Source organism: Pseudophaeobacter sp. 1A09344 (assembly GCF_041008745.1).
Taxonomy (GTDB): domain Bacteria; phylum Pseudomonadota; class Alphaproteobacteria; order Rhodobacterales; family Rhodobacteraceae; genus Phycobacter; species Phycobacter gallaeciensis_A.
Genome location: NZ_JAXGFS010000002.1, coordinates 363,234 through 376,576 on the forward strand (window position 1 = coordinate 363,234; position 13,343 = coordinate 376,576).

General features: G+C 60.5%; 13 protein-coding genes. 3 read left to right on the forward strand and 10 right to left on the reverse strand.

What is annotated here, in order from left to right; genetic code table 11:
- Nucleotides 1-36: 36 nt before the first annotated feature.
- The 4 genes from ccoP to ccoN are packed head-to-tail and all read right to left on the reverse strand — an operon-like array spanning nucleotide 37 to nucleotide 3,466.
- On the reverse strand, nucleotides 37-906 hold the full coding sequence (ccoP, locus tag SM765_RS04965) for a cytochrome-c oxidase, cbb3-type subunit III (protein ID WP_065271280.1): 870 nt from the start codon (nucleotides 904-906) through the stop codon (nucleotides 37-39).
- Nucleotides 903-1,100, reverse strand: a complete 198-nt coding sequence (locus SM765_RS04970; RefSeq protein WP_065271281.1) for a CcoQ/FixQ family Cbb3-type cytochrome c oxidase assembly chaperone — start codon at nucleotides 1,098-1,100, stop codon at nucleotides 903-905. Before SM765_RS04970 ends, ccoP begins: the two co-directional genes overlap by 4 nt.
- Before the next feature lie 13 nt (nucleotides 1,101-1,113).
- Entirely contained in the window at nucleotides 1,114-1,842 is a 729-nt protein-coding gene (ccoO, locus tag SM765_RS04975; RefSeq protein ID WP_065271282.1) for a cytochrome-c oxidase, cbb3-type subunit II, read from the reverse strand.
- Between the two features lie 13 nt (nucleotides 1,843-1,855).
- Nucleotides 1,856-3,466: a cytochrome-c oxidase, cbb3-type subunit I gene (gene ccoN, locus SM765_RS04980; protein WP_065271283.1), complete on the reverse strand. Its 1,611-nt coding sequence runs from the start codon at nucleotides 3,464-3,466 to the stop codon at nucleotides 1,856-1,858.
- 204 nt (nucleotides 3,467-3,670) lie between these two features.
- Between ccoN and SM765_RS04985 the strand changes: the two genes are divergently transcribed.
- Nucleotides 3,671-4,510: a universal stress protein gene (locus SM765_RS04985; protein ID WP_274829716.1), complete on the forward strand. Its 840-nt coding sequence runs from the start codon at nucleotides 3,671-3,673 to the stop codon at nucleotides 4,508-4,510.
- 96 nt (nucleotides 4,511-4,606) lie between these two features.
- Here the strand turns inward: SM765_RS04985 and SM765_RS04990 are convergent, their stop codons facing one another.
- Nucleotides 4,607-4,864, reverse strand: a complete 258-nt coding sequence (locus SM765_RS04990; protein WP_274832689.1) for a GlsB/YeaQ/YmgE family stress response membrane protein — start codon at nucleotides 4,862-4,864, stop codon at nucleotides 4,607-4,609.
- A gap of 48 nt (nucleotides 4,865-4,912) precedes the next feature.
- Complete coding sequence (gene glyA / locus SM765_RS04995; RefSeq protein WP_274837312.1) at nucleotides 4,913-6,250, reverse strand: serine hydroxymethyltransferase; 1,338 nt, start codon at nucleotides 6,248-6,250, stop codon at nucleotides 4,913-4,915.
- Nucleotides 6,251-6,363: 113 nt separating this feature from the next.
- On the opposite strand from glyA, the gene SM765_RS05000 reads away from it, so the two are divergent.
- Nucleotides 6,364-7,257 (forward strand): LysR family transcriptional regulator, encoded by an 894-nt coding sequence (locus tag SM765_RS05000; RefSeq protein ID WP_274837311.1) that lies wholly within the window; start codon nucleotides 6,364-6,366, stop codon nucleotides 7,255-7,257.
- 80 nt (nucleotides 7,258-7,337) lie between these two features.
- Here SM765_RS05000 and fnrL read toward each other — a convergent pair whose 3' ends face one another.
- A complete protein-coding gene (fnrL, locus tag SM765_RS05005; protein ID WP_065271286.1) occupies nucleotides 7,338-8,078 on the reverse strand; it encodes a transcriptional regulator FnrL in 741 nt (246 codons plus the stop codon).
- A gap of 61 nt (nucleotides 8,079-8,139) precedes the next feature.
- Here fnrL and hemN point away from each other — a divergent pair, with 61 nt between their 5' ends.
- Nucleotides 8,140-9,495, forward strand: coding sequence for an oxygen-independent coproporphyrinogen III oxidase (hemN, locus tag SM765_RS05010; RefSeq protein ID WP_274834870.1), 1,356 nt, complete (start codon nucleotides 8,140-8,142; stop codon nucleotides 9,493-9,495).
- A 66-nt stretch (nucleotides 9,496-9,561) separates the two neighbouring features.
- On the opposite strand, the gene SM765_RS05015 is transcribed toward hemN, so the two are convergent.
- From SM765_RS05015 to SM765_RS05025, 3 genes are read right to left on the reverse strand one after another with little or no spacing between them, the layout of a single operon-like run.
- On the reverse strand, nucleotides 9,562-11,142 hold the full coding sequence (locus tag SM765_RS05015) for an ABC transporter ATP-binding protein (protein ID WP_274837310.1): 1,581 nt from the start codon (nucleotides 11,140-11,142) through the stop codon (nucleotides 9,562-9,564).
- A complete protein-coding gene (locus tag SM765_RS05020) occupies nucleotides 11,139-12,245 on the reverse strand; it encodes an ABC transporter permease (RefSeq protein ID WP_065271289.1) in 1,107 nt (368 codons plus the stop codon). Before SM765_RS05020 ends, SM765_RS05015 begins: the two co-directional genes overlap by 4 nt.
- A 3-nt stretch (nucleotides 12,246-12,248) precedes the next feature.
- The gene (locus SM765_RS05025) at nucleotides 12,249-13,337 is read right to left on the reverse strand and encodes a microcin C ABC transporter permease YejB (RefSeq protein ID WP_274837309.1); all 1,089 of its coding nucleotides are present in this window, start codon (nucleotides 13,335-13,337) and stop codon (nucleotides 12,249-12,251) included.
- Between the last annotated feature and the right edge of the window lie 6 nt (nucleotides 13,338-13,343).

Genomic DNA, 13,343 nt, shown 5'->3' on the forward strand with positions numbered 1-13,343 from the left:
TTTTACGTGTTCCGATATTTGCTGTGGAGCCCGGTCTTATTCGCCGCCACCCAGCTGGTGCACATAGGCGGTAACCGCGCGGATCTCGGCCTCGCTGAGGCGGAGGTTCCAAGCCGGCATCACACCGTAACGCGCATTGGTCACGGTCTCCGTCAGCGTGTCGTAATCGCCGCCATAGAGCCAGATCGCATCGGCCAGGTTCGGAGCGCCCTGAGCGCGATCACCGGTGCCGTCTTCCATGTGGCAGGACGAACAGTTGTCTTCAAAAACAACAGCGCCTGCTTCGACTTTGGAGGCATCCTGCGCTTCGCCCGACAGGGACATAACGTAGTTCACGACCTGATCGATCTCTTCGGCTTCGAGCAGCTCATCCCGGCCAAAGGCAGGCATCGCGGAGTAGCGCGCATCGTCGCTGTCCTCGTTGCGGATGCCGTGGGCCACAGTCGCGTGGATGTCTTCCACCGAACCACCCCAAAGCCAGTCGTCGTCCAGCAGGTTGGGATAACCCTTGGCACCTGCAGCGCCAGATCCGTGACACTGGGCACACCAGGTCTTGAACACGGCGGAGCCAGCCGACACAGCATAGGCATTCAGATCCGGGTCTGCCGAAATCTCGGTCAGGTCGGTTTCGACCAGCTTGGCATTGGTCGGGGCGTTTGCCTCTTCCACGGCCGCGATTTCACTGGCCACATCTGCACGGGTCGACCAGCCCAGTACCCCGGCCGTGGCCGAGTTGATCATCGGCCATGCCGGATAGGCGATGGTGTAACCAATGCCCCAGATGATGCAGAGGTAGAAGGTGTAGAGCCACCAGCGCGGCATCGGATTGTCGAACTCTTCGATCCCGTCCCATTGATGGCCGGTTGTCTTCGGATCGCTATCGAACTTTTGTGGTTTCTTACTCATGTCCGCGCCTCCTTGGCTTTACCCTTTGCTGGGGCGGGTTTGTCGTCATGCCGGAAGGGGATATCTGCCGTGTCGCGGTAGACCCGGTTGCTGCCTGGGCGGAACACCCAGACAACGACCCCGATGAAGAAAGCGAACAGCATCAGCAGCATCCAGCTGTCTGCGAACTGCCGCAGGAGTGTGTATTCTTCCATCTGTCCCTCCCGCTTAGCGGCTTGCATCCGGGGTGAAGGTCGAGAAGTCGACCAGAGTCCCCAGCATCTGCAGATAGGCGATCAGAGCGTCCGCTTCGGAAACACCCGGCTGGCCATCAAAGTTACGCACATTGATGTCTTCGCCATAGCGCTCCATCAGACCGTCGTAATCGCTGTCGGGATCCGCTTGCGCCATGAAGTCGGCTTGCGCGGCTTCGACCATCTCGTCGGTGTAGGGCACGCCCAGGATCGCATTGGTGGCCATGATGTCACCGATGTATTTGCCGTCCAGCATGGTCCGCTCAAGGAAGCCATATTTGGGCATCACCGATTCCGGCACCACCGACTGCGGATTGCGCAGGTGGTCCACGTGCCACTCATCCGAGTAGCGGCCACCGACACGGGCCAGATCCGGCCCGGTCCGCTTGGACCCCCACTGGAACGGGTGATCGTACATCGATTCCGCCGCCAGCGAGTAGTGACCATAGCGTTCGACCTCGTCCCGCATGGGGCGGATCATCTGGCTGTGGCACACATAGCAGCCTTCACGGATGTAGACTTCGCGGCCAGCCATCTCCAGCGGGGTGTAGGGACGCATGCCCTCCACCTCTTCGATGGTGTTTTCCAGCCAGAACAGCGGTGCGATCTGCACCAGACCACCGATGGTCACAACCAGGAAGCTGCACACCAGAAGGAGGGTCGCGTTGGTCTCGAGGATTTTATGTTTGTCGAGAATTGCCATTGTCCGGCCCTCCTTATTCAGCCGGGACCGAGACCGACAGGCTGGCTTCTTTGGCCGGCGCCCGACGGACGGTCATGATGAGGTTGTAGCACATGATGATCGCACCGGTGAGGTACATGACCCCGCCCAGACCGCGCACCACATACATCGGAAGCTTTGCAGCCACGGTGTCGGCAAAGGAGTTCACCAGGAAGCCATTCGCATCCACTTCGCGCCACATCAGGCCTTCCATGATGCCGGTCACCCACATGGAGGCGGCATAGAGAACGATACCGATGGTGGCGAGCCAGAAGTGCCAGGACACCATCTGCAGCGAGTAGAGACGCTCACGTTTCCACAGAACCGGCACCAGGAAGTAGAGGGCACCGAAGGTGATCATGCCATTCCAGCCAAGAGCGCCGGAGTGTACGTGACCGATGGTCCAGTCGGTGTAGTGCGACAGCGAGTTCACGGCGCGGATCGACATCATCGGACCTTCGAAGGTGGACATGCCGTAGAAGCCGACCGAGATCACCATCATGCGGATGACGGGGTCGGTGCGCAGCTTGTCCCATGCACCCGACAGGGTCATCAGACCGTTGATCATACCACCCCAGGACGGCATCCACAGCACGATCGAGAACACCATGCCAAGGGTCGAGGCCCAGTCAGGCAGCGCGGTGTAGTGCAGGTGGTGCGGACCAGCCCAGATGTAGATGAAGATCAGCGCCCAGAAGTGGATGATCGACAGTTTGTAGCTGAACACGGGACGTTCGGCCTGTTTCGGGATGAAATAGTACATCATCCCGAGGAAGCCAGCGGTCAGGAAGAAGCCCACCGCGTTGTGGCCATACCACCACTGCACCATCGCATCCTGCACGCCGGGCCAGACGATGACCGATTTGGACCCCCAGATGGAGACCGGGATAGTCAGGTTGTTGACGACGTGCAGCATCGCGACGGTCACGATGAAGGCCAGGTAGAACCAGTTGGCGACGTAGATATGCGGCTCTTTCCGCTTGATCAGCGTGCCCAGGAAGACAGCAAGATAGGCGACCCATACGATGGTCAGCCACAGGTCAACATACCATTCCGGCTCGGCGTATTCCTTGGACTGGGTCCCGCCCAGGACATAGCCGGTTGCGGCCAGAACGATGAACAGCTGATAGCCCCAGAACACGAACCACGCCAAGTTGCCGCCCCAAAGCCGCGCCGCGGAGGTGCGCTGAACGACATAGAAAGAGGTTGCCAGAAGCGCGTTGCCCCCGAAGGCGAAGATCACCGCCGAGGTGTGCAGCGGACGCAGACGGCCAAAGTTGGCAAAGCCCTGCGCCCAGTCGAAGTTCAGAACCGGAAAGGCCAGCTGGAAGGCAATAAACGTGCCCGCCAGAAAACCAACAACGCCCCAAAAGGCGGTGGCAATGACCCCGTAGCGCACGACACTATCGAAATATTCGTGCTCCAGATTGCCGGTGGCCGGTACCGGCTCATCCGTCTTGCGAAGTGTGTAGAGGAAAAGCCCACCAGCCACGAGCATCACGATGATCGCGTGCACCTGGTAAGCCAGATCGCGCGCATAGTTGATCCCGATCATCGCAAAGAGCGTGACCAGACCAAGCGCTATCAGCTTGAGATAATTAGACATCTTGCGTCCCTTTAACATGTACCGCGCGATTCTTCCGCCACGCGGGACCTTTTTAGACCGAGTTTGTGATGCAGAACGCGCCGCGTCCATGCATTGATCTGCATCAAGACAATTGCCAAACAAGTGTGACACATCATTTATGGCACAGCCATTGAAACGCGGTCCCTTCTGGGGATTTTGCGCTATTTCCACCAAGGGATGACAATGACCTACAAAACCTTTTTATCCGTTCTGACTGACCAGAACACCGCCGCAGCTCCGCTGGCTCAGGCCGCCGCTCTGGCAGAGCATTTTTCCGGCCATACCGAGGTTCTGTGCCTTGGCGTGGACCGGACCCAAACGGGGTACTACTACGCCGGTGCCAATGCCATGATCATCCAGGAAGCCATGGTACGGGCACAGGAAGAAGCAGCAGAGGTCCAAACCCACGCCGCAGAGGTCATGGAGCGCAGTGGCACGCCCTTTTCGACCGATATCGCCATCGCGCCGGTGGCCGATCTGGGCCGCCACGTGGCGCATCATGCGCGATTCTCGGATCTGGTGGTGCTCGGCAAGCCCTACGGCGAAGGCATCGGCGTAGAGGCAGAGCCCGTGGTCGAAGCGGCCCTGTTTGAAGGACGCACCCCGGTTCTGGTGGTGCCGGATGACGCCGAGCCGATCACCCAGCCGAAAACCGTGCTGCTGGCTTGGAACGAAAGCATCGAGGCTATGACCGCTATCCGCAAGGCGCTGCCCTTCCTCGAAGGCGCCGAGGTGGCCCGCATCGTCGTCATCGACCCGCCGCAGCACAGCCCGGAACGGTCCGATCCCGGCGGGATGCTGGCGCAGATGCTCTCGCGCCATGGCGTAAAATGCGAAATCGACGTACTCAGCAAGACGATGCCACGGGTCTCGGACATCCTGAACCGTCATGCCACCGATACCGGTGCGGATATGATCGTGATGGGCGCCTACGGCCACTCCCGTTTCCGCGAGGCGATTCTGGGTGGCGCAACCCGCAACATGCTGGAAAAAGCGACCGTTCCAGTCTTTATGGCCCACTGATTTCACCGACTGGCCGCTCGTGGCTGGCAAAGAAACGACGCAAACAAAAGGCGCCCGATCAGGGGCGCCTTTTTTACATTCTGTCGCAGGGCTGGCTCAGCGTGCTTTTCGGATCAACCCTATAACGAACAATAGAATCACCGCGCCGATGGTGGCGTGGATTACCGAGGCCAGCACCCCGCCGCCAACGGCAAAACCAAGAGCTGGGAAGATTGCCCCCGCTAGAAAGGCGCCAACGATCCCCACGATGATATTGCCAATGACGCCAAACCCGCGCCCCTGCATGATCTTGCCCGACAGCCACCCTGCCAAGGCGCCGATGATCAGCATTCCGATCAGACTTTCGAAGTGCATATGATTTCTCCCCTGTTTCAGGCAGCTTAGCTGCGAAGCCCTGCGAGGTCACGCCCGCACGTAATGCATGCCCTGGAACCGTGCCCGCATCGCGCGGGTGCGCGGTGCCACGGCTGCGGGATCGTTCCCGGTCAGCCCCTGCGCGATCAGCGCCGCCAGTTCCGGCGCATCCGCAGGCGTGACACCCCGGCGCACCAATTCGGGCGTTCCGATGCGCAGACCGTTCATGTCACCCGGCACCTCTGCAATTGGCAGGCCGATCCCACAGGCCAGGAACCCGGCTTTCCGCAGGGTTTTGGATGCTGCCTGCCCACCACCGAATCCAGCGGCCTCGATCGCGAACTGATGCGATTGGGTTGCCTTTCCTGCGCCCTTGAACACCGGCAATCCAAGCTTTTCCAATTCATCCGCCAGCGCCTGCGCCAGGTCGATCATAGCCTTTGCGTAGGCGGCGCCATAATCGACCCAGTCCAGCAGGCTGACCGCCAGCGCCGCCGTCTTGGCCGCGTCAAAATTGGCCGTCATCCCCGGAAAGGCGATGGCATCAAGCCGCTCGGCAACCGCCGCGTCATTGCTGACAATCAGCCCTCCGGCAGGACCACCAAGGCTTTTGTAGGTGCTCATCGTCATCAGATGGGCGCCCTCCTGCAGTGGATTGGCCCAGGCGCCGCCCGCGATGATGCCGCATTGATGCGCCGCGTCGAACAGCACCTTGGCGCCGACCTCATCTGCGATGGCGCGGACCTCTGCCACCGGGTGCGGAAAGAGGTTCAGACTGCCGCCAATGGTGATCAGGCTTGGCTGCACCTCATGCGCCATACGGCGCAAGCCATCCAGATCCACGGTGTAGCCATCCGCGTGCACTGGCGCCGGATGTGTTTTCAACCCGTAAAGCCCCGCACAGCCCGCATCATGGTGCGTCACATGTCCACCCACGGTGGCGGGCGGTGCGATGATACTGTCCCCCGGCTGCGTCAGAGCCATGAAACCATAGAGATTGGCGAGCGCGCCGGAGCCGACCCGAACCTCGGCATAGGCCGCCTGAAACACCTCGGCGGCCAATTCGGCGGCGATCACCTCGATCTCCTCAATGGCCTCCAGCCCCATTTCATATTTGTCGCCAGGATAGCCCAGCGACGGCCGACTGCCGAGCCCGGATGACAACACCGCCTCGGCGGCGGGGTTCATCACATTGGTGGCTGGGTTGAGGTTGAAACACTCTTCATCGTGGATTTCAGCGTTGCGCCGGATCAGCGTATCGATGCGGCCTGCCAGCCCGTCGGTGGTTGCGGCAGCGGTCTGCTTTGCAATTTCCTGCACATGGGCCTCGCAGGCCGCTGGCACCCAGCGGCGCTGTGCAAGGCGTTGTTTTGCCGGATCGGTCATGTGGATCATCCCTGTTGAAGGTCTGTTTCTTTGCCTCAGTGAAGCCGCCGCGCGCCCTTGCGTGCAAACCAGTTTTGCGAAAAATTAGGGTTAGAAAAACTAAGGCTTACTTCATGAGCGTCTCTCCACCCCGTCCCAGATCCCTGCCCCTGACCGCCTTGCGCGCCTTCGAGGCTGCTGCCCGGCTCGGTAGTTTTGCCGCTGCAGCGCAGGAACTTGGCGTCACGCCAGGGGCGGTATCGGCGCATATCAAGACGCTGGAAGATGCGCTCGGGGCGCCGCTGTTTCATCGCCGGGCCAAGGCAGTGGAGCTGACCGCGCCGGGCGCGCGTGCCCTACCCGAATTTACCGCCGCCTTTGATCAGCTGGCCGGGGCGGTGCAAACCCTGCGGGATGAGGCCGCGCCTGCGGTGGTGCATATCGCCACCCTGCCCTCGGTTGCGCAGTTCTGGTTGTCCCCACGTTTGCCCGCCCTGCGGCAGGCCATGCCCGAGGTTGCCATTTCGGTCACCGCGCTGGAAACACCGCCCAACCTGAAACGCACGCCTTATGATCTGTGTCTGTTCTTCGACCCGTCGCAGGGGCAGCCAGTGGAACGAGATGTCATATTTCCAGTCTGCGCCCCCAATCTGGCCGCACAGCTTTCGCGGCCCGAGGATCTGCGAAATGTGCCCTGCCTGACTGACACCACATGGGACCGGGACTGGATGCATTGGCTGGCTGCAGTGGATCTCAGTGAAACGGTGACGCCACGCGGACCAGTCTATTCGCTCTATGCCCTTGCGGTAGAGGAAACCCTGAACGGTGCCGGGGTGCTGATCGGCCATGCTGCCCTTCTGGCGCCTTTGCTGCAATCAGGACGGCTGGTTGCGCCCTTTGCCACCAAGGTTACAATGCCGGATGCCCTGCGCCTGTGGCGCCTGCCCGGCCGGGGCTCGGCAGCTGCAGTCAATCAGGTGGCGGAGTGGCTGAAAAGCAGTACCGGAGAAGAGATCTTGCAAAGCTGACACGAAAAAAGGGGCGAACAGATCTGCACCTGTTTCGCCCCTGTCCAATATGCACGCGTTGATTGCGCACAGCGTGGATCTCAGCCGAGGAAACCACCGTCACTATCGTCGCCCGCTTCTTCCAGCAGGCGCCCCATGTCGGGCACGGTCACGTGCCGCTTGCCTTCGAGCTCGATCACGCCGTCCTTTTTCAGTGCCGACATCTGGCGGCTGACGGTTTCTAGGGTCAGGCCAAGGTAGTCTGCCATTGCCTCCCGCGTGAGCGGCAGATCAAACACCATCCGATCCTTCGCTCCTGCGGGAGTCAGAGACGCATCCCGGCGCGCAATGATCGATAGCAGGCTGGCGATCTTTTCCCGGGCGGTCTTACGGCCCAGTACCAGCATCCATTCCCGCGCGGCGTCCAGTTCATCCAGCGTCATTTCAAGCAGGCGGTGCGCGATATGTGGCGTACGCGCCATCAGTTCTTCAAAGGGTTTCTTGCGGAAACAGCACATCACCACTTCGGTTGTGGCGACCACGTTATAGGCCGCGCCATCGCGCCCAGGGCGTCCGACAAAATCGCTGGGCAGGAGAAGACCGACCATCTGGGTACGACCATCTTCCATTGTCTGGGTCAGGGTCGCGATGCCGGAAACCACCGAACCGACAAAATTCATTGAGTCGCCGGACCAGATAATCGGGCGCCCCGCCTCATAGGTCCGGTAGTATTTGATGGCATCCAACTCTTCCAATTCATCCGAATCGCAGCGCGCACAGACCGCGCGATGCCTGATCGGGCAATCACCACAGTTGAAAGATGAAATCGTGGGGGCTGTCATGGCGTGTCCCGCTTGATCTGGGTCAAAGTCTAGTTACTCGTACACGATTTACGATAGTCCGATGAAACAGAAATCACAATTGGCAAGCCTCGGATTATTCGATGCTAAAGTGCCGCGCTATACCAGCTACCCCACGGCGCCGCACTTTGCAGGCGGCGTAAATGCCAGTGTTTTCTCAGGCTGGCTAAGGGATATCGCGCCTGGCAGTCAGATCTCGCTTTATGTGCATGTGCCTTTCTGCCGCAGGCTGTGCTGGTTCTGCGCCTGCCGCACACAGGGCACCCAGTCAGACGCCCCGGTCAGGGCCTATCTCGACACGCTCAAGGCCGAAATCGCGCTGCTGAAATCGCATCTCCCCGAAGGTGTCAGCCTGTCCCGGCTGCATTGGGGCGGTGGCACACCGACGCTGCTATCAGCCGATATGATTCGTGAACTGGCCGCCGCGCAGGCCGATCTGGCGCCATGGGCCCTTGGCACCAAGTTTTCGGTCGAGATTGATCCGAACGAATGCGACGCGGCGCGGCTGGATGCCCTGGCCGAGGCAGGCATGAACCGGGCCTCGATCGGGGTGCAGGATTTCGACGCCACCATCCAGAACGCAATCGGGCGGCTGCAAAGCTATGAGTTGACGCATGAAACCTTCGAAATGCTGCGCGCGCGGGGAATCCACAGTATCAATGCTGACATCCTGTTCGGGCTGCCACATCAGACGCCGGAGCGGATCACCGACAGCGCGCAGAAACTGTTGTCCCTCTCACCGGATCGGGTCGCCCTGTTTGGATATGCGCATGTGCCCTGGATGGCGCGGCGCCAGACCATGATTCCTACGGATACCCTGCCGACGCCCGAAAATCGGCTGGATCTTTTTGATACCGCCCGGCGCCTGTTCCTGTGGGACGGCTACCGCGAAATTGGCATCGACCATTTTGCAAGGCCGGACGACAGTCTGGTCAAGGCTCAGGCCTCTGGGCGGCTCAAACGGAATTTCCAGGGCTATACCGAGGATCCCGCCGACGTTCTGATCGGCATCGGCGCCTCGGCAATCTCGCGCTTCCCGCAGGGCTACGCCCAGAACGCCCCCGGCACCGCGGACCACGCAAGGGCGATAGCGACAGGTCAGTTTGCAACCGCGCGCGGACATGTCTTTCAGGGAGAAGACAAGTTGCGGGGTCGCATGATCGAATCGCTGATGTGCGATTTCAGGATCAGCGCCGAAGATATCCTGGGCAAGTTTCAGATTTCGGCGCAATGGCTCCGGGATGTGCTGGAGCAAACAGCCCACGCCTTTCCGAACATGGTGGAGCTGTCGCAGGAAGGGCTGTCGATCCCGGAGCGCGCCCGCCCCCTGACCCGGATGATCGCCCGTAGTCTGGACGCCTATGAGGTGAACCAGGCCGGGCACAGCTCCGCGATCTGATATCCCGTTTGATATCGCGACGGGACCTCAAAAGGCCCCGCGGCCTGCCGCTGGCGGGTCAGCAGTTCATCGCGTCGCCGCAAGAAGCTGGCGGGTGTATTCCTCTTGGGGGTTGTCGAACAGCGCGTCTGCCTGCCCAGCCTCCACCACGTCGCCCTGCTTCATCACGATCATCTTGTGCGACATGGCGCGCACGACGTTCAGATCGTGTGAAATGAACAGATAGGCCAGTCCATAGCGCGTCTGCAGATCGCGCAGCAGATCGACGATCTGCACCTGAACCGTCATGTCCAGCGCAGAGGTCGGCTCATCCAGAACCACCAGCCGCGGCCGCAGCACCATGGCACGGGCAATGGCGATGCGTTGCCGCTGTCCGCCCGAAAACTCGTGCGGATAGCGGTCCATGGCCGCCGGGTCTAGACCCACCTCCACCATCACCTCAGCCACCAACTCGCGGGTGTCGCGATGCTGATCGACCTTATGGATTGCCAGACCTTCGGAAATAATCTGTGCGCAGGTCATCCGCGGGCTGAGAGAGCCGAAGGGATCCTGAAACACGATCTGCATGTCCTTGCGCAGGCGCCGCAGATCCCGCGTTGACCATTGTCGCAGGTCATCGCCGCGGAATCGCACCTCACCCTCCGACGCAATCAACCGCATGATGGCCAGCGCCAGGGTCGTCTTGCCAGAGCCGCTTTCCCCGACAATGCCAAGGGTTTCCCCCGCCCGGACGGAAATGGAGGTCGGATTGACCGCCTTCACATGCCCAACGGTGCGCTTCAACAGCCCCTTCTGGATCGGGAACCAGACCTTGAGATCCGAGGTTCGGACCAATTCCTCGGCGCCTTCGGGCACGGCGGCAGGTTGCCCAGAGGGCTCGGCTGCCAGCAATTTCTGCGTATAGGGATGCTGCGGGTTTGCAAAAATATCCTCGGCAGGACCGTTTTCGACGATCTCGCCGTCCTTCATCACGCAAACCCGGTCGGCGATACGCCGCACGATGGCCAGGTCATGGGTGATAAACAACAACCCCATGCCTTCGCTTTCCTTCAGCTCGGCCAGAAGTTCGAGAATCTGGGCCTGAATAGTGACATCCAGCGCAGTGGTCGGCTCATCCGCGATCAGGATCTCGGGCTTGTTGGCCAGCGCCATGGCGATCATCACCCGCTGCCGCTGCCCACCGGACAGCTCGTGCGGATAGGCGCCAAGACGAGTTTCCGGATCGCGGATGCCGACCTTGATCAGCAGTTCCAGAATGCGGTCCCGCGCCGCCTGCCCCACCAGCCCCTGGTGCAGGGCCAGCGATTCCGACAGTTGCTTTTCAATGGTGTGCAGCGGATTAAGCGAGGTCATCGGCTCCTGAAAGATAAAGCTGATGTCGTTGCCACGCAGTTTCATCAGGTGCTTTTCGTCGGCGCCGACCATCTCCTTGCCGTTGTAGAGCACCGATCCCTTCACCGTGGCACTGTCCCCCAGAAGCGACACCGTCGACAGAGCCGACACGGATTTGCCAGAGCCGGATTCCCCCACCAGCGCCACCGTTTCGCCACGCCCCACCTCAAAGGACACGCCTTTGACCGCTTCGGTCTCCTTGCCGTCTTGGCGGAAAGAGACACGCAGACCTTTCACCTCCAGTATCGCAGTCATGAGAAGGTCTTTCTTGGGTCGAAGGCGTCGCGGATGCCTTCAAAGATAAAGACAAGAAGCGACAGCATGATGGCGAAGGTGAAGAAGGCGGTGAAGGCCAGCCAGGGCGCTTCAAGGTTCTGTTTCGCCTGCAGGGTCAACTCCCCCAGCGAAGGCGCCGAGGACGGCAGGCCAAAGCCGAGGAAATCGAGCCCTGCCAGCGAAGAGATAGTGCCGGTCACGATGAAGGGCATCATCGTCAGGGTCGCCACCATGGCATTCGGCAGCATGTGGCGGAACATAATGGTCATGTTGCCAACACCCAGCGCCTTGGCCGCGCGCACGTACTCCAGATTGCGCGCCCGCAGGAATTCGGCGCGCACCACCCCGACCAGCGCGGTCCAGCCGAACAGGATCATAAGGAAGACCAGCAGCCAGAAACTGCGCCCCAGGATCGCGAACATGATGATGATCACATAAAGCGTCGGGGTCGAGCTCCAGATTTCGATGAACCGCTGGAACAGAAGATCCAGCCAGCCGCCAAAATAGCCCTGCACGGCGCCTGCCGCGATGCCGAGAACGGTCGCCGCGCCTGTCACGATCAGGGTAAAGACGATGGACAGGCGGAAGCCGTGGATGACCCGCGCCAGCACGTCCCGCTTGGTATCATCGGTGCCCAAGAGGTTCTGCCCGTTCGGCGGCAGCGGCGCCGCACCGGGCCGATCCACCGTGGTGTTAAAGCTGTAGGGAATCGGCGGCCAGATGGTCCAGCCTTCGTGGAAATCTTCCCCTGCGAAGGTGCCAGCCGCGATCTGTTCCATGATCCCTTCAGGGTCATCAAAACAGTCCAGATTGCCGCCCGAGCGGATCAGGCATTCGACCTCGGGGTCCTTGTACACCGCCTCGGTCCTGAAATCGCCGCCAAAGGCGGTTTCGGGATAGAACTTGAAGATCGGCATGTGCAATTCGCCGCGATAACTGACCAGAATCGGTTTGTCGTTGGCGATGAACTCGGCAAACAACGACAGCACGAACAGCACCGAAAAGATCCAGAACGACCAGAAAGCCCGCTTGTTGCGGCGGAAATTGTTCCAGCGGCGCTGGTTGAGTGGGGACAATGCCATGGCTCAGCCCTCTCTCTTTTCAAAGTCGATGCGTGGGTCGACCAGCACATACATGATGTCCGACACGATCCCCACGACGAGGCTCATCAGGCCAAAGATGAACAGCGTGCCGAAGATCACCGGATAATCACGCGCCACGGCGGCCTCAAACCCGAGACGCCCCAGCCCGTCGAGCGAGAAGATCGTTTCGATGATCAGGCTGCCCGAAAAGAAGACGCCGATAAACACCGCCGGGAAGCCCGCGATCACGATCAGCATCGCGTTGCGGAACACATGGCCATACAGAACCCGTCGTTCGCTCAGCCCCTTGGCCCGGGCGGTCATCACGTATTGTTTCTTGATCTCATCCAGGAAGGAGTTCTTGGTCAGCAGCGTCAGCGTCGCAAAGGCCCCGATGGTGGAGGCGATGACCGGCAGCGCGATATGCCAGAAGTAATCCCCTATCTTGGCCAGCAGGCTTAGCTCCTCCCAGTTGTCCGAGGTCAGCCCACGCAGCGGAAAGATCTGCCAATAGGAGCCACCGGCAAAGAGCACCAGCAATAGGATCGCGAACAGGAACGAGGGGATCGCATAGGCCGCGATGATCATGCCGCTGGTCCATGTGTCAAAGCGGGATCCGTCGCTCAGCGCCTTGCGGATGCCCATCGGGATCGAGATCATATAGGCGATCAAGGTCGACCACAGGCCCAGCGAAATCGACACCGGCATTTTCTCCATCACCAGTTCGGTGACATCGATCTTGCGGAAATAACTTTCGCCGAAATCGAACCGAAGATAGTTGCCGATCATCTGGATGAACCGCTCCAATGGCGGCTTGTCGAGGCCGAATTGCGCGTTCAACTCTTCGATCAGCTCGGGCGGCAGGCCCTGACGACCCGCATAGTTGTCGTTCGACCCAAGGGTTTCCGTGGTCCCCGCATCGCCGCCACCACCGGCAAAGCCTTCGAACACATCACCACTGCCCTGCATCTGGGCAATGATCTGTTCCACCGGCCCGCCCGGCACAAATTGCACCAAGGCAAAGTTGATCACCATGATCCCGAACAGAGTCGGGATCACCAGCAGGAAACGCCGCAGAATATAGGCTGCCATGGGACG